The sequence below is a fragment of the Alteromonas sp. HB246098 genome (assembly GCF_054890645.1).
Window position 1 is genome coordinate 1 of record NZ_JBTZUG010000009.1, and the last position, 22813, is coordinate 22813.

General features: G+C 41.8%; 20 protein-coding genes. 5 read left to right on the forward strand and 15 right to left on the reverse strand.

Features of this window, described 5'->3' with window-relative positions; translation table 11 throughout:
• The first annotated feature begins 301 nt into the window (after positions 1-301).
• Positions 302-1111, forward strand: coding sequence for a hypothetical protein (locus tag ACYTPF_RS16660; protein WP_461852997.1), 810 nt, complete (start codon positions 302-304; stop codon positions 1109-1111).
• Positions 1112-1303: 192 nt separating this feature from the next.
• Here ACYTPF_RS16660 and ACYTPF_RS16665 read toward each other — a convergent pair whose 3' ends face one another.
• Genes ACYTPF_RS16665 through ACYTPF_RS16675 form a run of 3 tightly spaced genes read right to left on the reverse strand, consistent with a single transcriptional unit; the run spans position 1304 to position 5550 of the window.
• Positions 1304-2758, reverse strand: a complete 1455-nt coding sequence (locus ACYTPF_RS16665; protein ID WP_461852998.1) for a TolC family protein — start codon at positions 2756-2758, stop codon at positions 1304-1306.
• Positions 2752-3804: an HlyD family secretion protein gene (locus ACYTPF_RS16670; protein WP_461852999.1), complete on the reverse strand. Its 1053-nt coding sequence runs from the start codon at positions 3802-3804 to the stop codon at positions 2752-2754. The genes ACYTPF_RS16665 and ACYTPF_RS16670 overlap by 7 nt, the downstream gene beginning before the upstream one ends.
• A complete protein-coding gene (locus ACYTPF_RS16675; protein WP_461853000.1) occupies positions 3805-5550 on the reverse strand; it encodes an ABC transporter transmembrane domain-containing protein in 1746 nt (581 codons plus the stop codon).
• Positions 5551-5753: 203 nt separating this feature from the next.
• Here ACYTPF_RS16675 and ACYTPF_RS16680 point away from each other — a divergent pair, with 203 nt between their 5' ends.
• Entirely contained in the window at positions 5754-6644 is an 891-nt protein-coding gene (locus ACYTPF_RS16680; RefSeq protein ID WP_461853001.1) for a LysR family transcriptional regulator, read from the forward strand.
• A 44-nt stretch (positions 6645-6688) separates the two neighbouring features.
• Here ACYTPF_RS16680 and ACYTPF_RS16685 read toward each other — a convergent pair whose 3' ends face one another.
• On the reverse strand, positions 6689-7351 hold the full coding sequence (locus tag ACYTPF_RS16685; RefSeq protein WP_461853002.1) for a transposase: 663 nt from the start codon (positions 7349-7351) through the stop codon (positions 6689-6691).
• A 149-nt stretch (positions 7352-7500) separates the two neighbouring features.
• Positions 7501-8148 (reverse strand): YkgJ family cysteine cluster protein, encoded by a 648-nt coding sequence (locus ACYTPF_RS16690; protein ID WP_179984690.1) that lies wholly within the window; start codon positions 8146-8148, stop codon positions 7501-7503.
• Positions 8149-8590: 442 nt separating this feature from the next.
• Between ACYTPF_RS16690 and ACYTPF_RS16695 the strand changes: the two genes are divergently transcribed.
• The 3 genes from ACYTPF_RS16695 to ACYTPF_RS16705 all read left to right on the forward strand — a co-directional run bounded on the left by ACYTPF_RS16695 (position 8591) and on the right by ACYTPF_RS16705 (position 10706).
• The gene (locus ACYTPF_RS16695; protein WP_461853003.1) at positions 8591-8821 is read left to right on the forward strand and encodes a type II toxin-antitoxin system Phd/YefM family antitoxin; all 231 of its coding nucleotides are present in this window, start codon (positions 8591-8593) and stop codon (positions 8819-8821) included.
• 134 nt (positions 8822-8955) lie between these two features.
• On the forward strand, positions 8956-9207 hold the full coding sequence (locus tag ACYTPF_RS16700) for a type II toxin-antitoxin system VapC family toxin (RefSeq protein WP_461853004.1): 252 nt from the start codon (positions 8956-8958) through the stop codon (positions 9205-9207).
• A gap of 92 nt (positions 9208-9299) precedes the next feature.
• Positions 9300-10706 (forward strand): mannose-1-phosphate guanylyltransferase/mannose-6-phosphate isomerase, encoded by a 1407-nt coding sequence (locus tag ACYTPF_RS16705; RefSeq protein ID WP_461853005.1) that lies wholly within the window; start codon positions 9300-9302, stop codon positions 10704-10706.
• A 101-nt stretch (positions 10707-10807) separates the two neighbouring features.
• On the opposite strand, the gene ACYTPF_RS16710 is transcribed toward ACYTPF_RS16705, so the two are convergent.
• From ACYTPF_RS16710 to ACYTPF_RS16755, 10 genes are all read right to left on the reverse strand, one after another.
• Positions 10808-11995, reverse strand: coding sequence for a nucleotide sugar dehydrogenase (locus tag ACYTPF_RS16710; RefSeq protein WP_461853006.1), 1188 nt, complete (start codon positions 11993-11995; stop codon positions 10808-10810).
• Positions 11996-12158: 163 nt separating this feature from the next.
• Complete coding sequence (locus ACYTPF_RS16715; RefSeq protein ID WP_461853007.1) at positions 12159-13835, reverse strand: glycosyltransferase family 2 protein; 1677 nt, start codon at positions 13833-13835, stop codon at positions 12159-12161.
• A gap of 86 nt (positions 13836-13921) precedes the next feature.
• A complete protein-coding gene (gene rfbB, locus ACYTPF_RS16720; RefSeq protein ID WP_461853008.1) occupies positions 13922-15004 on the reverse strand; it encodes a dTDP-glucose 4,6-dehydratase in 1083 nt (360 codons plus the stop codon).
• 37 nt (positions 15005-15041) lie between these two features.
• The gene (gene rfbD / locus ACYTPF_RS16725) at positions 15042-15911 is read right to left on the reverse strand and encodes a dTDP-4-dehydrorhamnose reductase (protein ID WP_461853009.1); all 870 of its coding nucleotides are present in this window, start codon (positions 15909-15911) and stop codon (positions 15042-15044) included.
• Positions 15912-15956: 45 nt separating this feature from the next.
• Positions 15957-16502, reverse strand: coding sequence for a dTDP-4-dehydrorhamnose 3,5-epimerase (gene rfbC, locus ACYTPF_RS16730; RefSeq protein ID WP_461853010.1), 546 nt, complete (start codon positions 16500-16502; stop codon positions 15957-15959).
• 76 nt (positions 16503-16578) lie between these two features.
• On the reverse strand, positions 16579-17463 hold the full coding sequence (gene rfbA, locus ACYTPF_RS16735; RefSeq protein WP_461853011.1) for a glucose-1-phosphate thymidylyltransferase RfbA: 885 nt from the start codon (positions 17461-17463) through the stop codon (positions 16579-16581).
• 12 nt (positions 17464-17475) lie between these two features.
• Entirely contained in the window at positions 17476-17598 is a 123-nt protein-coding gene (locus ACYTPF_RS16740) for a hypothetical protein (protein ID WP_461853090.1), read from the reverse strand.
• A gap of 150 nt (positions 17599-17748) precedes the next feature.
• Positions 17749-19065, reverse strand: coding sequence for an alginate O-acetyltransferase AlgX-related protein (locus ACYTPF_RS16745; RefSeq protein WP_461853012.1), 1317 nt, complete (start codon positions 19063-19065; stop codon positions 17749-17751).
• A gap of 22 nt (positions 19066-19087) precedes the next feature.
• A complete protein-coding gene (locus ACYTPF_RS16750) occupies positions 19088-19765 on the reverse strand; it encodes a hypothetical protein (RefSeq protein WP_461853013.1) in 678 nt (225 codons plus the stop codon).
• A gap of 247 nt (positions 19766-20012) precedes the next feature.
• The gene (locus ACYTPF_RS16755; protein ID WP_461853014.1) at positions 20013-22802 is read right to left on the reverse strand and encodes a glycosyltransferase; all 2790 of its coding nucleotides are present in this window, start codon (positions 22800-22802) and stop codon (positions 20013-20015) included.
• Positions 22803-22813: the final 11 nt, after the last annotated feature.

Below are 22813 nucleotides of genomic sequence, written 5' to 3' on the forward strand. Positions count from 1 at the left end.
GATGAAAAAACTGAACTAACCGTCTATTTTTCATTCAAATGTGATAATTAGTAGACAATATGGACTAATTACTAATAGGATGGGGATTCAGATCCTATAAAGTAGTCGTTCTTAAAGTAGTAGTAGATGCTGCCGTTATTATATTAGTGCTTGATATTAGTTAGTGATATTGAAGCCAGCGTAAGGGAATACGTATAAGAATATATATAAGCGTAAACGATGTACGCTTTGCGTTCTTTCTAAATGTATTAATACTGGCTGTGTCATAAATTGACTACGCAATAATTATAAAGGTGGGTTTATGTTACGAACTCTTTCATTGCTATCATCTGCAGTACTAGCCTCTCAGGTTAGTTTTGTTGCAATGGCACAAGATGCGTCTTCGAGTGAGAGCATTCAACCAAGCACTTCAAGTAATGTAGTCGCCGTTGATGAATCGAATCATTTTCAAACTGCCTTTTTGAAGCGTCAGGTTGAACAAACTATGTCTGTGGGCAGAGCTATTAGTTCAATAGCTGGTCATTACCCGCAAGAAATCGTATCTATCGTAGATATAGCGCTAGATACTTACCCAGATAAATACAGAGAAATTATATTTGCGGCTATTTCGGCACAACCGGCCTCAACTGAAGAGATTGTTCAGCTGGCTATTGAAAAAGAAGTAAGCAGTTGCCCCAACATTGTACAGCTAGCAATAACAGCGGAACCGACTTATGTAGATTTTGTTGTGCAAGCAGCTGCGGTTTCTACGCCTGAAGAGTTAGATGAGATTGTACGCGTTGCCGTATTAACGCAACCTGATGCTGCTGACAGCATTGTGCAAACATTGTCTCAGGAACATCCAAACAAGATTGTCGATATAATGACAAGCGCGTTAAACGCTGTACCTTTTGTGGGTGAATATGTAGTAGATGCGCTTTTGGCTGTATTTCCTAACGAAGCGGAAACTGTGGTTGAGACAGCAGTACGAGAATCAGCACAGCAACGCGAACAAGTTATGCGTATCTTAAACACCGCTCAACATGCCGGTGTGTCAGAAGACAAGTTAAAAGAATATGCGATGTCAGCAGGGCTGAGCGAGGACGATGTTAATAGCGCGCTTAGCAATTAGTGCCTTAACTCGTAATTAATGCTTAACTGAAAACGGCGTATTGAGTGAATCAATACGCCGTTTTTGTTTGTGGCTTTGTAGTAACTTCATTTGGTATGGGGTTCGTAGTAAGTACCAGTACAACGTACTTATAGTATTTTTAGCACGTACACATCCCCATATTGCAATTACAATGTCTAGATTTTGAAAAAGCTAGTTGTCGAAGGAATGCAGCATCGCCGCTTCTTTATATAGCATAAGCTCCGATTTTAATAAGTCGACCTTGGCTTTGATCTCTTTGATCTTTGCTTTAATCTCGTTTTGCGCTCGCGCATTTAATACGAACATATCGCTATCTCCAGCATCGAATCGCGTTTTCTCTACCTTTGACAAAGTTTTTGCTAACGCAGCATTTTCGCTTTGAAGCGACACAATATCCTTTGCTTGAGCCCAGTAAATTAACGCCTGTTCAAAGCGCTGTACAATAGCTTGTTGTGTTGAAGTGAGTTTGTGTGAAAGCTCTCTTTGCTTAGACTGCAATTGTGCGCGCTCTGCTTTTGCCTTTCTGTTGCCTAGTGGATAAGAAAACGATAAGCCCACTTTGGTTTCTGTACCTTCCAACGTTTCAGAGCCTGCACCCACATCTCTGGCGATAGAGGCTGTAAGGTCAAGCTTGGGGAGTAGCGCGTTGTCTGCTAGTGCAACTTTGTTTTCTACCACCTGCTGTTCTAACTTCATTACGTCTAATTCTGGGTGACTTCGAAGCGCATTACGGAGCGTTACCAACTGGCTGTTGCCAATCCAAAAGGGCCAGCTTATTTCATTTGGCGGCTGCTCGCTGTTAATTGCTAGCATATCACCATTAGGTGAACGCCAGTAAAAAGACAGCATTTGCGCGTGCGTATCTCGCTTTTGTTTAAGTTCAGCCAAAGTTAAACGCTGTTGAAGTAAGTTGGCTTTAAATTCCGTAAGCACGATACTGGCTAAGTCGCCCTTCTCTACCCGAGTAACCAAGGCTTTTTCACGTTCAGATGCCGTATTAAGTAACTCAGTGACGGCTTGAATTTGTAACGCACTCTCGTACCACGCAATGTACTCACTCACCCCTTTATATACAAAGTCGTTGATGAGGCTTGTAGCTAGTGCCTGCCACTGAGAGGTAGCTAGCCCCGCGTTGCGCAATTCAGTTCTTTGTTTATCTATCTCACGGTTTTGCAAAAGCGACATGGCAACACCCACACTAGCCTCGCCGGCAGAAAGCGTATCGTAATACCCTTCATAGCTAGGAAAGTCACCCGCTGCGATGCGATACTCACCAAATACAGACGCGTTGAAGTCTTCAATTGGATTTGTGAAACGCTGAGTGAGGTTGGTCCCATCATAATAACCTGACACTCGGCTTTTGGTTTTCTGTTCAATAAAGGGGTCGAAGCTGCTCCTTGCAATTTCAAGTTCAGCGGCAGCTTGATAGTTCCCTTCGTTAATTGCCTGCACATAAGGGTGATAGTTAACCATGCTATCGACTAACGCTTCGATGGTTGGTGCCTGCCTACCCTGTTGAGTTTGCACCTGATTCGTATTTTGTGTCTGCGCGAATGAATCAGGTACACTTCCACCTATATATGTAGCTAATGTAATTGCAGTAAAGAACAATCTGCGCATTACCATATTGATGCTCCTGACCCTTTTGCCCCTCCTGAAGATGATTGCTGTGTAGGTAATGGCGGGAAGTTATTTAACTGGCGCCACATTTCATAACCTAATCGCACTTCTTCTAGCAACACCCATGCTTTTACTCGACTACCTAAACGGGCCGAACTTTCTGCTGGCCATGGAACATCTGACTCGTCGGGTCTGATCCAAACATTAAAGTCGCCCGTGGCGTTTGCCACTGGCTCTACATATACCACTTCACCACCGAAGGTACCTATTGCACTTCCCGGCCACCCGCTAAATTGGAAAACCGGCCAACCTTCGAATTGCAATCGCGCTTTTGCACCAGGCTTTACCAATGGTGCATCTAATCCTCTTACCGTTACCCGTACACTACGCTTGGCATCGGCAGGAATAAACTGACCTAAGATATCGCCAGATTTCACAAAAGTAGACACACCACCCGACAGCAAACGCACCACGGTACCATCTACCGGCGCAAATTTGGTTTGGGTAGATTGACGAGAGAGCGTCATGCTTACTTCGTTTATTTCAGATACCGACGCTGCGGCTTTAGCTCTTAGTTCCTGTACTTTAATCTCAGCTTGTTCAACTTCTTTACGAGACACCAAGCCTTGTTCCTGCAGTGACTTTTGGCGCGCCAGGTTATTTTCGGCATTTCTCACCGCCGTTTCGTTAGCTTGGTTCTTCAGATTTGCTGCCGAAAGCTGCGACTGAAGCTTTTCAAGACGTTGTGCATCAATATCTATAAGCGTAACAATAGGCTCGCCCGCTTTAACTTGCTGACCTTCTCTCACATGCCATTTTTTAACCTGCCCATCAACAAGTGCGTTAATTGGTTGAGTACGGTCTTTAGGGTCGAGCGAGTCTACCATACCTGTACCATAGGCGGTCTGGATCCAAGGAGTAAAGTACAGTATCAATCCGGCAGCCAGTACCAAGAAAATGATCACGCCTGTGATGACGCGGTGAAGCTTGGGCACTTTCAAAGAGGGTAACGATGTAATGTTGTCTAAAAAGCGACGTTCTGCGTTATTCACTTACTCACCCTCCTTATCATTACTGTGTAAGTTATTATCTTGTTCGTTATTAACGTTAGCACTTATATGCTTCTCACTGACTGGCGTATCGCTAGCGCTATATTTGTTTAACATAGCCGTAGCATTATCATGTAGATGAAGCACACCTTCGAAGCAGTCTGTTATTGGCATATTGGTAAAGTACATCACAGTGAAATCGTACTTGCTTAAACGTCTCAGTAGCCTTGCTCGTAAATCGACCGGTATGGCATCAAAGTGCTGGTTTAATACAAGAAGTTTGGGCTTACCTATAATAGCGGCAGCCAGTTTAAGCAGTAAAAATTCTAGCAGCTGTAGAGGCGCACCTAATACCGACACTTTAGTCTGCAGACCTTCGGGTAAGCTATCGATAACCTTCGTCATTTCAACTTCTTCAAGGGCTGCGCGAATATCGGCAATGCTCGCGTCGGGATGAGCCAGCTTCAAATATCGCTCGATAGACACTTCAATAATTAAAGAGCGATCTAAAATAGTTACCGCCTGCCTTAGCTCATGGGTGTCATAATCGTTTAGGCTAAATTCACCTAATAATATATCGCCTGACTTCACACGGTCGTATTGCTTTACCAGCCCCAACAGTTGCTTTTGAACCCAGCTTTTATCAGTAGTAACGAAGTACTTAGTACCAGGCTCGAACACAACGTTTAAATGGCAGGTATCGTTGCCATGTTTAAGCTCTACATTGTTAAATACTAACTTAGACGATGCAGGAATGTGCTCTGAAGCATTTAGCTCTTCCTGGGGCATAGCTAAAGCTCCACCTAGTTTTTCAGCCGCACCATATAGTTCATAATAAAGCTTTAAGTACTGAGTAAAGCGGGATAAACCAAAGAATACGGCAGACATTACCAGCTCGGCCGCGACTAGCTGACCAATAGACAGTTCGCCTTGCACAACAAGAACGCCACCAATACCAAGTAGCGACGCACTTGCCACTGCGTACATTAATAGAAACATTACCACTTGCGCGAAAGTGTAATTAAAGTGGCTTTTGTGCTTTTTCACATAGTTACTAATATAGCCTTCGGTACTGCGCCCGGCATATTCAACGTGATCCGCCGATTTGAAGAATTCGTGAGCGATGGCGATATCGTGTAGCCACTTCGCCGAGTCATACTTAGCGTGAGAAAGTTCGATGGCCGTGCGTTTAGCGCCCCGCCCCCAAATCTTCCATACGGCATACATAGTCAGTAGAAGTACTACGTTAAACGCAAAAAGCGCAGGATGATAAAACGAGACAAGCGTGAACCCTACTAGCATCTGCAGTACCAGAGCGAAGCCGTCGATCATCAGCGAAGGCATGTTCTTTTGAAACGTCATAATATCGAAGTAACGCTGCGTAATACTTACGTTCTGACGACCTTCGAAAAAGCTGTGCGGGGCAAGAATAGTTTTAAGCCCCAAATCTGCGGTAAGACGTGCATACACCTTACGCTCGTAAAACTCCATTACGCGCATACGAAGTGCGCTGAACACACCTGATATAAACAAGGTAAGAAACAAAATAACGGCAAGGATAATAACCGCACGGGTTGAGCCAATATTGGCAATACTGTTTATTAACGTTTGGACCGCTATAGGTACTGCCAGTGTCATCAAACTGATTGCCACGCCATAAGCGATTGCAACCCAAAAAAAGCCAGCCTCCGGTTTCAATAACGAAAACAGTGTTTTTCGCGTTTTACGTAAGTTTATTGTTTTGGCCATAGTTATGTCTTCAATATACCGCTAGCTCAGAAAAGTTAGTTATGCGTTGTTATACATAGCATATGCAACAGCACATACAGTGTATTGCAATGGCTAGTAAGAATAAATCTGTTATATTCTTAATACTTCATCGAAAATAATTGTGTTTACGAATAGTGGGGTCAGAGTACATTTCTCCAATTCTTTTAACAGGTCGCTAAAGTATGCATCACCTAAACTACCATCATTTATATTATTTTTATCTGGTTGCCCGCGAAGGTAGCATTGCTAAAGCCGCTAAATTACTCCACGTTACTCCGCAAACGGTAAGCGGGCAACTCAGTACGTTTGAAAGTCAGCTTGGCTATTCACTATTCGACAGAATAAACAAACGGCTGTACCTAAACGCACGGGGTAAAGTAAGTTATCAGTATGCCAGCGAAATATTTCACAAGGGTAACCAACTGGCTGAAATACTTAACAATAGCGATGAAGTAAATACGAAGGAATTCGTAATAGGTATTACAAATGGCATTCCAAAAGTGCTCTTTTATGATTTTGTGCACGACATCATGCGCAAATACTCGCAAGTAAAGTACGTAGTTAAAGAAGATAGCTTTGATGGTTTACTAAAAGAGTTGGCCATTAACGCTATCGACTTTATTGTTGCCGACAGAGGCATAGCGCCCGGTACGCAAATTAGCGCTAACAGCTACTTCTTAGGGGAAAGCTCATTAAGCTTTTTCGCTAAGTCGCCCCTTAGTGAAGGCTTACAGTTTCCTGACTGTTTAAACCAAATGCCGTTGCTTATACAAGGTAACACGTCGGGCATACGCCAAGCACTTACAAGCTGGCTTGAAACCGAACAGCTTTACCCCAAAATTGTGGCCGAGTTCGATGATACTGCGCTGCTGAAGTTGTTCGGCAGCGAAGATTTCGGCGTATTCTGCGCACCTTCGGCCATTTCGAAACACGTAGAGGAACAGTATGGTGTGCACTGTATTGGTAATGCCAATACGCTTAACGAAAGGTACTACGCCATTACCGGTAAAAGCCGTGCCGACTATACGATTAGTGAAGCGATCGTGAAATCGGCACGTGAAATTTTAGCGTAACGCTCTGAGTTTAAGTTATGGGGTCAGAGTCGGGAGTTATGGGGTCAGAGTCGGGACTCTGTCCCCAATGCTTCATATAGTCGCGTTTTAAACTGTTCTGAGCCAAGCGCCTTACCTATTTGACTGTATGTTCGAATACGCTCTATATCTTTATTTGAAAGTTCGTCATGAAAAAGTGCGCTGTAAGACTTTTGCCGAGCTTCAGGATCTGTGCCTAATGATGTATATATTGGGTGCTCAGTGCATAATGAGGTGTGAACCCCACGTGCATTGCGATGATAGCTTGACCACTTATAGTTAGCTGGGTGTTTCGCCAGGCCAGCTCTTACTGGATTGAGCTCAATGTAGCGTGACACTGTCATTAGGTATTTCTCTGAATCCACTACACAGGAACGAAAACGCCCTTCCCATAATGTTCCGGTACGCTCATATTTTGCATTAAATCTTCTTACATACATTCGACCGATTGACTGCATCATTGCACTTACCCCCCTATTATCTTCTTGAGGTGTGCAAAGTAAATGCACATGATTTGTCATCAATACCCAGGCATGTATATGTATATTAAACTTTTTCGCGTAGGCATTGAGCCATTTTACGTAAGCAATAAAGTCCGTTTCACTTAGAAAGCAATTAGAACGATTATTGCCGCGTTGAATAACATGTACAGGGAAACCAGCTGGGGAAATCCTTCTCCTTCTTGCCATACTATAGCTCCGATTAGTCGTTATTACTTATCGATGATAAGTGGACTTTTGCGGAGTACAATCCTGTACCTAGAAAATCTGGTACAAAGTCCAGCAATAGAAAATTTGGGGGTCAGAGTCGGGACTCTGACCCTATCTCTTGCTATCTATTACGCTGCAACACCATCATCTATGTTTTGAGAATAGAGGCTGATTGTAAGTATTTTTCCTAACATAAAGCTAAGTGCTTCATTTATAGGCATCAGCTTTTCGCCTAACCCATAATCCAACTGCGCAAGTTTCTGCCTACCTTCAGCAATCATTGGAGGTTTGCGGCCTGAAGTAGTTGTGGGGTCAGAGCTGTTACTCTGACCCCATGCTGGCTGTATAGCAATTAACGCGGCTGCATATTTTTCAGGTACGGCTTGCTTTATTGGTTTGCATACCGAAAGCGTTGCTTCGCCTGACTTTGTCTTATAGCCTGCCGCACCAAACATACGGCAAATTCCCGGGCGGTATTCGTAAATTCCGCAATAACCTTCTGTACCGTCCAAACTTAAGCGTTGATATTGCTTGCATGCAAAACCGCTATAACTTTGAAGTTCATCGAATACTTGTTCGGCTTGCCCTATATCAAACAAATGCAAAGCAAATGGCAACATTTCTAAAGGCGACACTTCAATATCGGGTTTATTGCAACATGCACCGCATTTCTCAACACAGTTTAATGACTGACTTGATTGATATGCGCTAAATTCTTGAGAAAGAGTTTGGTAAACATCCATTACTTGGCTGGAAAGCTCACGCAGCCTATTCATAACGACTCCGCTAATAAAAGCAAACTAAAACAAATAGATGTTCATGCAGTGTTGTATGTTAGGCGGCATGAACTCGTTTTACTGATTGAAAACTTTGAGAGCTAACAAACAGTCAGTAGTGGGGTCAGAGTCGTGACTCTGACCCCATAATTTAAAGCATGCTTCTTCCCCGCCGGGTGTGAGTAAGCTTGAGGCTTGATGGCAGGGGTTGAATTGGCGCGGATTTTATTTTGAATTTTGGGTTTTGGGAAGTTTTTTTGTGAATGAACTTTGTTGATTAGAGATACCGAAGTATTGACACGATAGGTATTTGGTTTGGCTGCTTGTCAGACTTTGGAGCTACAAGCGTTAGATATGAACTGAAAAGAGGACGCGATTGCAGCTGTTGTTTTTCCAAACTATTATTATAGCTAAGTTTAGCTAAGTCCATGAGGGGTTTTGAATGCTAGCTAATATGCATGAAGCAAAAAGTAAGTTATCCCAACTTGTCGAACGGGCAGAGGCCGGTGAAGAAGTTGTTATCGCCAAGTCGGGAAAACCAGCTGTGAAGCTAGTGCCTTTTAAAACAGAAAAGAAACTCACTTTTGGGCAGTTCAAAGATCAAGTTCATGCAACCGAAGACTTCGATTCGAAAGAGGTTAACGAAGAGATAGCAAATATGTTCGGTTTGTAAGGAAAAGAATCTTGCTGGATACCCACGTTTTAATTTGGTGGATGAATGGAGATGAGCAATTAGGTCTTAGTGCTCAGAAGCATATCTCAAATACTGAAAACGATATTTATATCAGCGCTGCTTCTGTTTAGGAAATGTCGATAAAGCAGCAGCTGGGAAAACTTACGATACCAGACGATATTGAGTCGCTTATTGAAGAGTTAGGTTTTAGCGCCTTACCTATCAATTTATTTCACGGCCAGCAAGTGGGGAGATTGCCAATGCACCACCGCGATCCATTTGACAGAATGTTGATTGCCCAAGCTCAAGCCGAAGGACTGCAAATATTAACGAAGGACGAACACTTTCCCGCTTACGGGATTAGATTGATTAACGCATTGAAATGACGCTTAGAATTGTTGTGCTGAACCGTTTTTAACTCTTTCATAACCCAGTATACTGAGTCAAGAATATATATACCAAAAATCAAGGAACGCTAATGAAGCCAGTCATTCTTGCAGGCGGAACTGGAAGCCGCCTATGGCCAAAATCTCGCGCCGCTTTACCTAAACAATTTTTGTCACTTACTTCTGACAAAACTATGATTCAAGACACTGTGCTACGACTTAATGGTATAGAGTCTCTACCGCCTTCTATTATATGTAACGAAGAGCATCGCTTTCTAGTTGCTGAGCAAATGCGACAAATAAGTGTTGATAAAAGCGATATACTGTTAGAGCCTGTAGGAAGAAATACAGCACCAGCTATCGCATTGGCGGCGTTTCAAGCTATGGAAGGGGGTGAAGATCCCGTTCTTCTGGTATTGGCAGCTGATCACTTAATTCAAGATAGCGATACATTTCAGTCGAAGATAAAGGAAGCTCAAGCTTTAGCGGAACAAGGTAAGTTAGTCACATTCGGCATTATTCCTACCCAACCCCATACAGGCTATGGATATATAAAGGCTGGCAACAAACTCAATATTGGCTTCGCTGTAAGTGACTTTGTTGAAAAGCCTGATATGCCTACCGCCACAGAATACGTTCGTTCAGGCGAGTATTTTTGGAACAGCGGTATGTTCATGTTTAAGGCTAGTGCCTTCTTAAAAGCGCTTGAAGCTCATGCCCCAGATATATTCACAACCTGTAAAAAAGCTATCGAGAAAACTGAAAAAGATCTCGACTTTGTACGTATAGATGAAGAAATCTTTGCATCATGCCCTAGTGACTCTATTGACTACGCGGTGATGGAAAAAACATCAGAAGCCGCCATGGTAACACTAGATGCAGGATGGTCTGACGTAGGAAGCTGGTCATCCTTGTGGGAAACAGGTGACAAAGATGAAAACGGCAATGTAACTACTGGCGATACGCTATTAGAAGGCACCAAAAACAGCTACGTAAATGCAGAACATAGTTTAGTTGCTGTTATCGGTTTAGAAAATGTTGTGGTGGTTGAAACGAAAGATGCTGTTATGGTGGCAAATAAGAAAGATGCCGAACATATCAAAACAGTAGTAAACAAGCTGAAAACTGAAAAGCGCCCCGAATTTGAGTTCCACCGCGAAGTATTTAGGCCTTGGGGAAGTTACGATTCAATCGATAACGGCGGGCGATTTAAAGTTAAGCGCATAACTGTGAAGCCAGGCGAAAAATTATCGGTTCAAATGCATCACCATAGAGCTGAACACTGGGTAGTAGTATCAGGTACTGCCAATGTGACTATTGGTGAGGAAGTCCAAATGCTTACAGAAAATGAGTCGGTGTATATCCCAATTGGAGCTGTTCACGCATTAGAGAATCCTGGAAAGATTCCACTAGAACTAATCGAAGTACAGTCAGGCGCTTACCTTGGAGAGGACGATATTGTCCGTTTTTCTGATAGGTATGGGCGATCTGATAAATAATCGCAGTGTAAGACTGTTTATTGAGCCTAAAAAAGAGCCAGGTTATAAACCTGGCTCTTTTTGTTTAGAAGGAATAATGTACTCTGACCCCAGAACTTGGGTTAGTCAGCGTTGAATAGGTCGCGGCTGTATACTTTATCTAGTACGTCTTCAATATCGCCTGTTACACGGTTAGCGACGATAACATCAGAGATCTTCTTAAATTCTTCTAGGTCGTTTACTACTCGTGAGTTAAAGAAGTCCTCTTCTTTGAGTACTGGTTCGTAAACCACAACTTCAATACCTTTCGCTTTAATACGCTTCATGATGCCTTGAATCGCACTTGCGCGGAAGTTGTCTGAACCAGACTTCATGATAAGGCGATAAATACCTACGATTTTCGGCTGGCGGCTAACTATTGAATCAGCAATAAAATCTTTACGCGTACGGTTAGCATCAACAATCGCTTGAATCATGTTATTAGGTACATCGCTGTAATTAGCTAGGAGTTGCTTAGTATCTTTAGGAAGACAGTAACCGCCATAGCCAAAGCTTGGATTATTGTAGTGGCTGCCGATACGAGGGTCTAAGCTTACACCTTCGATGATTTGTTTTGAGTCTAACCCATGGCTTTCAGCATAGCTGTCTAATTCATTGAAGTAAGCAACACGCATCGCTAGATAAGTGTTCGCGAAGAGCTTGATAGCTTCTGCTTCAGTGCTGTCGGTAAACAACACATCAATTTCTTCTTTAATTGCACCTTGCTGAAGTAACTTCGCAAAAATTTCAGCTCGCTCAGTTCGCTCACCAACGATGATACGGCTAGGATAAAGGTTGTCGTAAAGCGCTTTACCTTCACGCAAAAATTCGGGTGAAAAAATGATGTTCTCTGACCCGAAACGCTCCTTTGCATCTCGGGTGAACCCAACAGGAACCGTAGATTTAACAATCATTACCGCATTAGGATTAATTTCCATTACTGTTTTGATAACCGCTTCTACACTACCTGTATTAAAGTAGTTCGTTTGCGGATCGTAATCTGTTGGTGTTGCGATTACAACATAGTCAGCATCTTTATACGCTTCTTGCGCGTCCAGAGTTGCAACTAGGTTCAACTCTTTCGTTGTTAGATATTCGGCTATTTCTTTGTCTTCAATTGGAGACTTCTTATTATTAAGCATCTCGACCTTTTCTGGGACTAGGTCGACCGCTTTCACTTCATTGTGTTGTGCAAGTAGCACTGCATTTGAAAGCCCTACATAGCCTGTGCCTGCTACAGCTATTTTAAGCTTCTGCATAGTACTATCCATTTAAATTCTCTCCAGTTTTGTACAAATAATTTACGAAAGCTTCATTACTATCATTGCATAGTAATTTTAAACAATGATGAATACTACGGCTAACTCGCCTAATTTTTTAAATAGTGTATCAAAGCTCTGTTTGATGCACTATGCATCAATTATGCCTTATGCGTCACTTTTTCAACTCTACCGCGCTTCTTATCGAAAAGTTCTCACGCTTTAGCGTAAGATTTGGATTATAAGCGGGGTCGTTTGCAATGAAGTCACTCCACGATGTTTGGAGATAAGCTAATTCGCGATTAAAACGCGCCGCTTTTTCAGGTGAAATATCTAAGCCTCTGCTAACCGATTCATGATGGAAAAGCTCTGCTTCTGCGCAGTAAACATTGTTAACGCCCAAGCCTTTAACCTTTAAACAAAAATCTACGTCGTTGAAGGCAACAGAAAGGTCCTGTTCATTTAAACCGTTTACAGCATTAAAATGCGTGCGTTTAACTAGTAAACACGCTGCGGTTACGGCGCTATAGTTGTTTGTAGCGACAATCCTGTTTAAGTAACCAGTATGAAAGCGAGGAAAGTTCTTGTGAGCGTGGCCAGCACCACCGCCGTAGCCTAAAACAACGCCAGCGTGTTGTAGCCGTGTATCAGAATAAAGCAGCTTTGCACCAACACAGCCAACATCTTTGCGCTCCACATGGCCAACCATATAGGTAAGCCAAGCCGGCGATATAACCTCAATATCGTTATTAACTAACCCAAGGATGGAGCCTTTTGCATGTTCAACACCGAAATTATTAATTGCCGAATAATTAAATGGCGCCGGGTAACGAATAACTCTTACTTTTTCCAACGTGTCTAGATAACTAAAATACTCAATACTTTCCTGTTCATCAGAGCCGTTATCAATCAGCAATATTTCATAATTTTGGTAGGTAGTTTTCTCTAGAATTGACTCGATGCATGCTTTCACCAAAGCTTTCCCGTTTTTCGTGGGAATGATTAAGCTTACCAAGGGACTACTATTGGGCCAGCACACGCGGTTTACGCTAAATTGCTCGTCTAGTTCGACTTTCGCGTTTGTATGTTTTTCTATCACTGTTTTAACGCGCTCTAGCGTGTTTGATTCACCTTTTTTATCTGGTGATTGGTGCACCAAGGGCAGCGGCAAATGATTAATAGCCAAACTTTTTATAGTGAGGGAAAGCTCTGTAACTATCTCTGCAATTGTTGTTTGGTTAGTAATGTGTAGCGACTTTAAAAGTGCTGTTTTGATCATTACCCCAGTATTAATATAAGCGGTAGAGAATTGAAGCTCAGGGTTCCAATCAGGTAAGAATCGTGGCGATGACTTAGCCCCATTAGTATTAAGTTCGTCCGTATCACAATAAACTAAGTCGCGTTCTTGCAAAGCATCACATAGGTGGCCAATAGCAACTTCCTGTAATGAATCACCACCGTTAAGTAATAACGTAGGAATTCGGTCATCCAGTCTAGCAATATTCTTTTCTAACGTACTTTTATCTATATCGCCCACAATAAAGCAGGTTTTAACACCAAGCGCCTTAAGTCTTTCTTCAGTTACGCCTTGGCTGTCGGTGCCAAATACTATAGCTTGCCATCCATCAACCTTACCTGCTGGCTTTGAAAAAACAGACTCATTTACTTCAAGCCAATAATTGTATAACGCCTGCGTTTGTTTAGGCGTTGGAGCATCGAAAAATAGCCCCGACTTCCTTACCGACCTTACATACAAGCCAGTTAAACGTTCGTTTTGTTTGAGCTTGTTTTTTAAGTTTTTAGGAATAAGTTGAAGGGCGGCACGCACTGACCGCATAGCAATTTTTTTCATGTAGACTATTTAGGGCCTTAAAAATAAAGAAAGCCGCTTTATTTAAAGCGGCTTTCTAGTTTAACACTTGTAAGTTTGTATGGGTATCAGCTTCCGGTACCTAAGCGCTCACCTTGATAACTTCCATCAAGAACCGCTTTCCACCAGCCTTCATTCGCTAAATACCATTCAACGGTTTTACGAATACCGCTTTCGAAGGTTTCTTGTGGCTTCCATCCTAGCTCACGCTCAATTTTGCTAGCATCAATGGCATAGCGCATATCGTGGCCTGGACGGTCCTGTACGTAGGTAATTTGATCAGCGTATTTACTATCTTTTGGCTGAACTTCATCCAGAATTGAACAGATAGTTTGCACAACTTCAATGTTCTGCTTTTCGTTGTGACCACCTATATTATAGGTTTCACCGATTTCGCCGTTTAGTGCAACCACAACTAATGCTCGTGCATGGTCTTCAACATACAACCAGTCTCGAATTTGATTACCTTTGCCATATACAGGTAGCGGCTTTCCAGCAAGGGCATTTAGAATAACCAACGGAATAAGTTTTTCCGGGAAGTGATACGGGCCGTAATTATTTGAGCAGTTAGTTACAAGGGTTGGCAACTTGTAGGTGCGAAGCCAAGAACGCACTAGCTGATCTGAACTTGCTTTACTTGCTGAGTACGGCGAGCTTGGTGCATACGGGGTAGTTTCTGTAAAGAGTGGAAGCTCTGTGCCTGGCTCAACTTCATCAGGGTGAGGTAGGTCGCCGTATACTTCGTCAGTAGAAATATGATGGAACTTGAAGCCTGCTTTTTTATCGTCTTCCAGTTCAGACCAATATGCTCTTGCTTGTTCAAGCAAGGTATACGTACCAACTACATTGGTTTGAATAAACTCGCCTGGCCCATCGATAGAGCGATCTACATGAGATTCAGCAGCAAGGTGCATGATGATATCAGGCTGATGCGTATTGAAAACGCGCTTTACTTCTTCAGCATCACAAATATCAACCTGTTCAAAGCTATAGCGGTCGCTATCTGAAACAGGTGTTAGTGATTCTAAATTACCCGCGTAAGTTAGCTTATCTAAGTTAACCACAGTGTGGTCAGTGTCGTTTATAAGATGGCGAACTACTGCTGAGCCAATAAAGCCCGCGCCACCTGTTACTAAAATCGTTTTACTCATTTTCTTTTTACCAAAAGTATAATTCTGTTTTTGCCATTTAGGCTTTCAATTCTTCAAGCATGCTGGCTAGTTGTTTGCGCCAGTGAGTAGGCTTACATGACGCAAACGCTTCGCGTGCGGTTTGCTTGTCTAATACACTGTAATGCGGACGTTTTGCAGGCGTTGGGTATTGGCTTGACGGAATAGGTAATACTGGAATCGATTTATCTAGCAAACCTTTCTCAACACCTAGTTCTTGAATAGCGAGCGCAAAGTCGTACCAACTAGCTACGCCTTCATCAGTCCAGTGGTACACGCCACTGGTTTTATTCAAAGCGGCAGTAACACAAACTTCAGCTAACCCTTTAGCCCATGTGGGTGTACCAATTTGGTCATCTATTACGCTTAACTGAGGTTTATCTGCCATCAAACGCAGCATGGTTTTCACAAAGTTATTACCATGCGAAGAGTAAACCCAAGCAGTACGAATTAGGCAACTGGCATCAGGTAGGATCTCAAGCAGCGCTTTTTCGCCTTTTGCTTTCGACTTGCCGTAAGCACCTTGCGGCTCGATAGGGTCATCTGTGAGATAAGGCGAACCTTTGTGACCGTTAAATACATAGTCGGTAGACACATGAACCATAAAAGCGCCGTTTGCTTTACAGAATTTTGCTAAGTCCTCAACAGCAAACACATTGATGGCATTACACGCTTCTGTATCTTCTTCTGCCTTATCAACAGCCGTATAGGCCGACGCATTTATTAAAACATCAACCGATAAAGGCGATAGTGTTTCTTCAATATTAGAGGCGTTCGTAATATCAATATCATTGCGCCCTAAAAACGTAACTTGGTGCTCGCTATTATCTAGTTCACGAGAAAGTTCGAAAGCTAACTGCCCAGACTTACCTATAATTACAATATTCATTAATCGCTAGTACTCTATAAAAAGTCAGTAAAAAACCGATAACAATTAAAACGTAGGTGCGTCTATAAATGCCAAGCCCGCCTCGTCTTTACCTGATAGAGAAGGCTTCTCACCATTTACTAATGGCCAGTCAATATTTAACGTTGGGTCGTCGTACTTAACTGATATTTCAGATTCCGGGTGGTAATAGTCTGTGCACTTATAAACAAACTCGGCAGACTCGCTGGTTACGTAAAAGCCGTGAGCAAAACCGGCAGGTACCCACAATTGTCGTTTGTTCTCAGCTGATAATGTCACCCCAACCCACTTACCATATGTAGGTGAGTCTTTACGCATATCCACGGCTACATCGTACACTTCACCGCTAACTACACGTACTAATTTGCCCTGGGTTTGCTCCATTTGATAATGAAGGCCGCGAAGAATACCTTGGCTAGATTTAGAATGGTTATCCTGAACAAAATCTACATCTGCACATTCTTTCTTAAACCAGTCGGTGCGAAAGGTTTCTAGAAAAAAACCGCGCTCGTCGCCAAATACTTTAGGTTCGATGATTTTTACATCAGGGAGGTCTGTTTTAATTACTTGCATTTACTTTCCGTACAAATGTGCAAATGAATATAAGAAGAAAGGTGGCAAAGCCACCTTTTTTGAACTTAGATATAGATTAAACTTTTACTCTGTCCTTTAGAACTTTCAGAAGGTAATCGCCATACCCACTTTTCTTAAGTGGTGCGGCTAACTTTTCAAGCTTCTCAGCGTTGATATAGCCCATTCTATAAGCCACCTCTTCTGGGCAGCACACTTTTAGGCCCTGCCGTTTTTCTATTGCAGCGACGAAGTTTGCTGCGTCTAGTAGCGAGTCTAACGTACCTGTATCCAACCATGCTGAACCGCGGCCCATTAGCTCTACTTTAAGTGAGCCATCTTTAAGATACAGGTTGTTTAGGTCGGTAATTTCAAGTTCTCCACGAGGTGAAGGCTTCACTTCTTTAGCGAAATCCACTACGCGATTGTCGTAGTAATAAAGGCCTGTTACCGCATAGTTTGATTTAGGAACGGCTGGTTTTTCTTCAATAGAGAGAGCATTCCATTCATCGTCAAAATCGACCACACCATAGCGCTCAGGGTCGTTAACGTGATAACCAAATACAGTAGCACCTTGCTCTTGCTTAAACGCATTCTGCAACGATAGTTTTAAGTCGTGGCCATAGTAGATGTTGTCACCCAAAATAAGTGTGCATGGAGAACTACCGATAAAGCTTTCGCCTATAAGAAATGCTTGTGCTAGACCATCGGGCGAAGGTTGAACTGCATATTGAACATTAATACCCAAGTCACTACCGTCGCCAATTAACTCAATGAAACGGCGCTGCTCTTCTGGTGTGGTGATAATTAAGATATCGCTTATCCCAGACATCATGAGTGTAGCCAAGGGATAATATATCATTGGCTTGTCGTAAACAGGCATAAGCTGTTTACTAACTACCTTTGTAAGTGGGTGCAATCGCGTGCCTGAACCACCCGCTAAAATTATTCCCTTCCGTTTCATAGTTATTCCTTTTTAGTTTTCTTTAATAACTTCGGCCAAGCTATTGGCTAACTCAGAAGCAATTCCCATATCTGTAGCTGCTTCTATCATCACACGAATTAACGGTTCTGTTCCAGATTTTCTGAGAACGAGCAGAGCAGATGAACCTAATGCTCCTTAAACTCGCGCTACTTTTTCTTTTACAACTTTTAAAACAGGTACAGACTCCAGTAAGTTATGACGAACATTCACCATACACTTTTTTTAATTCTCATTCTCACGGAATCGACAGAGGTTCAAAAGACTCTAACGCAACATTTCGTTAAAGAACTTTATATAAGAAGCACTATGCTCTGGAAGTGTTTCAGCAACAGAAGGAGACTTTGTCTCACTATTTTTTCTCTTCGCTTTTATATACTCAAGAACTGAATCCTCGAACTTAGGAGCTTTGACCACAAAACGTGCGTTAGTTTGCAAGCATAAGCAGTCTGGCCTAACAGCTTCAATTACGTCATGATCTATATTACCAGCAGTATGAACGAACACGATGTTTGTGTACAAACGGGTTAAGTAGTCAAACATAGTGTAAGAAGATGACGACCCAAATACTAAGAGCGTTTCACTAAGTAAAGCTTCCCGGTTAAACATGCAAATAACTCTGCCAAAGTTATCTATATTATTGTCATATACAATCTTTTCCCTGTAATTAAAGCTAGTAAGCCTATCTTCTTCGTGTAATTGAGCAGGGAAAAGTTTTGAGCCCAAATCTCCACTTAATCTTTTTGTTTGATAAACATCAGAGTTAAAAATATCTAGTTCGCTGACAGGTTTACGTGAAAGTTTGCTTGAAACTAGTTGCGAAGCAAGCCTCGCTCCATGAACGCTCCAATGGGTATCACAAACTCGAAATGACCGACGGTCTAGATCTCTCAATTCTTGTATGGGCAGTACAAAATTAAGAGTATCCGGAATTAATTTAGTAAGTTTCCTAATCGGCGCTTGTTTAGAGAACTTATATGGGTAATATTGTTGATATACCATTTCTTTTGAAGGTGCAACAAGTAAACAAACAGGCAAGTTTTTTGAAAGAGAATAATTAGTTAAAGAACCTAAGTATTCTTTCCATTCTGCCCTTGCTGTGCGTGACAGCCTAAACTTACCAGTATGTTGTTCAATACTTTTATTTGTATCATTATCTAGAAATAGCCACCCGTTCTCTCCTTTAAGTATTTGGAACTTTCCCTCTATCGCCCCCCTTAAAATTTGAATGAATCGCCCGTCTTTTACAACACAGATAGAGAAGGAAGAATGCTTAAGTTTAACCTGCTGAGAAAAACCACAATGCAGCTTAGGGTGGTTTTCGGGCGACTCCCCTAGAATTTTTGAAATAACATCAGGCCTGGCTCGAGATAAGGGTAAGGGGATAACGTCACAATCATTTAAAACAACCAATGATATAGCTGAGTCACTATCGTCTAAAAACCAACCTTGAAGTAGCAATCCTTGTTTATGTAAAAGGGTGCCATCAATATTTTCCCCCTGTACAGGGAAGTCTAAATGCCAACGAAACTGTGTTTCATCATCTGCGCCCATCCTTTGTGTACTAATTGAATAAACTGCCACTACAGTTCCTTGCCATAAAACATTACAGATAATCTCCAACTATTTCGTACTCTTCCTGAAGATAGGATTCCAGGCGCCGAATGCTAGTAGGTATACAATGACTCATATTATTTCTTCTATTGATTTGTTTAATTTCTAGCTCTAAATCTAACAACGCAGAAAGTTTACTCAACCCTTTTTCGTAATGATGCTTGGACCCCACGAAAGCAAAATCACTTATCGGCACATCTCTAAAAAAATTACTATAAGCCCGAGTGAACACTTTCACTGCGTCTTCGGTAACTAGGTCATTCACAATACTTGTTTGAGACTTAAAGTTAGTCTTTGGTAACGCTGATTTTAATAGCTGATACTGGGGATGCCTTGTTTCTAATGACATAAGATGGCCAACTAATGACCATAACCTCTCTAAAGGATCGCGCACCCATACAGCCCTCTTCGCAAAAGGGAACATCTGCTCATGATTACTGTGCGGTTTAAAATGCCCATGTAATATCTTAGCTTTGGAGGGTAACCAAACAGCTTTCCCAGCGGACATTTCAGATGCGCCTGTATTATCATAAACACCGTATACTACTCTTTTCCCTAATGACTGCTCGAAAGCAACTCTCAGTGAACTTCCGGCGGTTTTCGGGATATGATGAGAGAGAAAAGTCACACGAGGGTGAGGAAAACTTTGCGAGTACATCGAAGGCGACATCAATCGCTCTAGTCTCCAAAGTGGATGTATCCGATAAGACATAAGTTACTAACTTGCTATGTTATTTGGCATTACACCATAAAATTTGCTGCTATTAAACGCTTAGTTTTAGTTACATTGTTACTCATAGAGAGTAACAGCAACCTTACGTTTCAATTTGTGATTATGGCAGCATTTAAAAGTTGTCGAGGACAACTCAACAATAAACCATCAGTCGAAAAAGTCTGTAAGTAAAAAATATCAATCTCTACTGCAGTATAATTTTCTCAACGATGGCCTTCATTGAACTATTAAAAGATGACCGAGAAAATAGTGAATCAGCTCGTCTTTTAGCATTGTCGGCATATGAAATCAGCATTATTTTTTCTTCAGATAGTTTTTTCAAGTTCTCTGCGATTTGCTCGACATTTTTGAATGGTACAAGAATACCACTCAATTCATCTACAAGCTCTTCGATAGCGCCCCACTGATAACCAACAACCACTCTTCTGTGGATCATTGCTTCTGCAGCGGTTCTGCCAAAGGACTCTTTAAATGACGACAAGCAAAGTATAATGTCATTATTTAATATTTCAGTACTCACCTTCTCAGTATATCCTCGTATCCTCACATTATTTGTGGTGAAACGCCTACTCGCGGCTTCAACTTCTGAGGTAACTGGACCATAAAGCGAGAAGGTTATTTTGCTGTCTATGCACCTACTGGCTATTTCAAAGAAATCTTCGACACCTTTTTTAGGCAAGTTACTACTTAGCATGCAAACTTTTAACGGTTTAGATGTATCGATGGCAGAGGTTGCTGTTGAAACATTTACAACATTATAAACAGTAGTACATTTATCTTTAGCGTCTAGCCACTCGGCAGTAAGGTTAGAATTAGCGACTAAGTGGGTAGAAACTTTGAGTATGCGTTCTCGAGTTTCTTCTTCGTCTTCACCAAGAACATTCCGGATATGTTCGTCAAACTCCGGCAACTCCCTTACATGTGTTAACGTTTTTATATTTGCTTTGGCAGCTGCACAATAGGGCTCGAAAAGCATGATAGTATTAACATATACAAGCTCTATGCGACTTTGCTCAAAATAATTACAGAGATATTCCACCTGCATAGCGCTGGCGTCTCTTCCTTTGCTAAACCAAATTAGGGGGATAAAAATTAATCTAACAGCGTACCGTTTTAGTTTATTTATATAACTTTTATTCAGGGCATTGGGGAGAAAAATATGTAGGCAATACCCGCTTTCCGATAATGCCTCTGCTATGTCCAAGAAGCTTTTTTCTGCACCAAAAATATCTTGGGAAACACTGTGTGCAAACAATGCAATTTCCCTTCGAGAGTTTTTTGAGTCGCCATCCAGAGTTACTGGATGCTCGAAAGACCAAGTGCTTTTCAACGCGTGCCATGTTGGAGACTCTTGGTTCCGTAGCTGAAATTTAAACTGGTAAGCGCTGGGGACAAATAATGGATTTGGAGACATGTCCAAACGCTCCCCCAATGACAGGTAATGGTCGTAAATACTCCCCCCCATCTTGTTGACATTTGGGTAGCTATTTAAATACCAGTTATTGTTAAAAGCCCTATACCACCGATGCAAATCATCATTTCGCAGTGACCTCGCCCCCTTGTTTGGACAAAGCTCATGAGGCACTGGGAATAGACTTTTTGTTAAATCAAACTTAATTGGGGTTGGCGTATTTCTGTGCCACACTTGAGCAAAAGCCAAATGCTCCTGCCTCGCACCACCAAACTGCGTTACTAAATGGGTAGCGGAACTTTGTGTTAGTGAAGTCTCAACAACCCTTCCAAAGGATAAAGGAACGTCAGGAAGTACCTCGTGCACACTATTATGCCCAAAATTTGCAATGAGCCTATGGTAAAACTCCGTATCTGCACCCGCTTTTAGTTCATCCCACATTCCAATATCGTCAAAAACACTTTTTTCGACCATTAGCGAAGAGACGTTTCTATAGATGAGAGAGCCGTCAATTCTCATTTTGGTAAATGACAAATCTTCAGTACATCTCACCCAGTGAGTAACCGTAGCCTTAACTTTACGTTTGAATAAAAACGGTAAAACTTGCTGCTCTATTTTCTCGGGGTGTGCCCAGTCATCTGCATCCATAACCGTCACAAAATCACCTGATGCTAAAACCGCCCCTTTGTTTCTAGTTGGGTAGGCCCCTTTATTTTCATCGTTTTGATATACGAAGAGGTTTGGTTCTTCATTGTATTCTTCCAATATTTTCAACGTATTGTCTGTTGAACAATCGTCAATCACTATTATCTCTATATTACTCCAGCTTTGCGCTAACAAAGCGTCTAGTGCTGTTTTTATAGTTTTTTCAGCATTAAATACTGGAACAATTACAGATACTTTCTTTCGGAAAAAAGTTTTGAGAATACGTTGTGTAATCTTTGTTTTCTGCTTTTTCGCAATAATGCAGTCAATATTGATTTCGCTGGCGTTTGTCTCAATAGTTGCAAGGTTACAGGAACGATAAATTGAATTTATTTGTCCTAGCTTACAATCTTGAGCTTCTAACATTTGTCTAGCTAGTAGTTTAGAGTTGGATTCCACCCATAAAGGATGCTCAATTAACTTTCTAGCCGAGCTTAACTCTTTACTTTTAAACTGTGACTCAAAACACAATAAAAAAAGCGAAGTAGAGTCAAACAGTTTTGAAGCTACATTTATGTTTAACAGAACTTTTTCTGAAAAATATAGAGCTTGAGGGTACTCTAAACGAAATAGAAAAAATTCAGTTAATACCTTTTGCGCGTAGACACCATTAGCATCCGTTTTATCAGAATACTCAATTAGTTTATCAAGAAATTGCTTCTGACCTTCTATGTCGAGGGCGTTCGCCCATAAGTCGCGCTCAATAGAAAGTGAAGGCAACTCACAGGGAATTCTTCCCTCTCTCCTACCATGTTTGTCAAAATGGATAACAGGATCAATACCGGCTGCAGCAACATCCGGATAGGTTTCGAGATACCATTTTTTATCTACGTAAAATGAATGGGTTTGCTTATACATTTAATGTTAGA

Excerpts from the sequence above, each read along its gene's own strand:
- ACYTPF_RS16665 (WP_461852998.1), bottom strand. The coding sequence starts at position 2,758 with ATGGTAATGCGCAGATTGTTCTTTACTGCAATTACATTAGCTACATAT.
- ACYTPF_RS16695 (WP_461853003.1), top strand. The coding sequence starts at position 8,591 with ATGCTAGCTAATATGCATGAAGCAAAAAGTAAGTTATCCCAACTTGTC.
- ACYTPF_RS16705 (WP_461853005.1), top strand. The coding sequence starts at position 9,300 with ATGAAGCCAGTCATTCTTGCAGGCGGAACTGGAAGCCGCCTATGGCCA.
- ACYTPF_RS16715 (WP_461853007.1), bottom strand. The coding sequence starts at position 13,835 with ATGAAAAAAATTGCTATGCGGTCAGTGCGTGCCGCCCTTCAACTTATT.
- ACYTPF_RS16755 (WP_461853014.1), bottom strand. The coding sequence starts at position 22,802 with ATGTATAAGCAAACCCATTCATTTTACGTAGATAAAAAATGGTATCTC.
- ACYTPF_RS16710 (WP_461853006.1), bottom strand. The coding sequence starts at position 11,995 with ATGGATAGTACTATGCAGAAGCTTAAAATAGCTGTAGCAGGCACAGGC.
- ACYTPF_RS16675 (WP_461853000.1), bottom strand. The coding sequence starts at position 5,550 with ATGGCCAAAACAATAAACTTACGTAAAACGCGAAAAACACTGTTTTCG.
- ACYTPF_RS16690 (WP_179984690.1), bottom strand. The coding sequence starts at position 8,148 with ATGAATAGGCTGCGTGAGCTTTCCAGCCAAGTAATGGATGTTTACCAA.
- rfbB (WP_461853008.1), bottom strand. The coding sequence starts at position 15,004 with ATGAGTAAAACGATTTTAGTAACAGGTGGCGCGGGCTTTATTGGCTCA.
- rfbD (WP_461853009.1), bottom strand. The coding sequence starts at position 15,911 with ATGAATATTGTAATTATAGGTAAGTCTGGGCAGTTAGCTTTCGAACTT.
- rfbA (WP_461853011.1), bottom strand. The coding sequence starts at position 17,463 with ATGAAACGGAAGGGAATAATTTTAGCGGGTGGTTCAGGCACGCGATTG.
- ACYTPF_RS16700 (WP_461853004.1), top strand. The coding sequence starts at position 8,956 with ATGTCGATAAAGCAGCAGCTGGGAAAACTTACGATACCAGACGATATT.
- ACYTPF_RS16660 (WP_461852997.1), top strand. The coding sequence starts at position 302 with ATGTTACGAACTCTTTCATTGCTATCATCTGCAGTACTAGCCTCTCAG.
- ACYTPF_RS16750 (WP_461853013.1), bottom strand. The coding sequence starts at position 19,765 with ATGTCGCCTTCGATGTACTCGCAAAGTTTTCCTCACCCTCGTGTGACT.
- ACYTPF_RS16685 (WP_461853002.1), bottom strand. The coding sequence starts at position 7,351 with ATGGCAAGAAGGAGAAGGATTTCCCCAGCTGGTTTCCCTGTACATGTT.
- rfbC (WP_461853010.1), bottom strand. The coding sequence starts at position 16,502 with ATGCAAGTAATTAAAACAGACCTCCCTGATGTAAAAATCATCGAACCT.
- ACYTPF_RS16680 (WP_461853001.1), top strand. The coding sequence starts at position 5,754 with ATGCATCACCTAAACTACCATCATTTATATTATTTTTATCTGGTTGCC.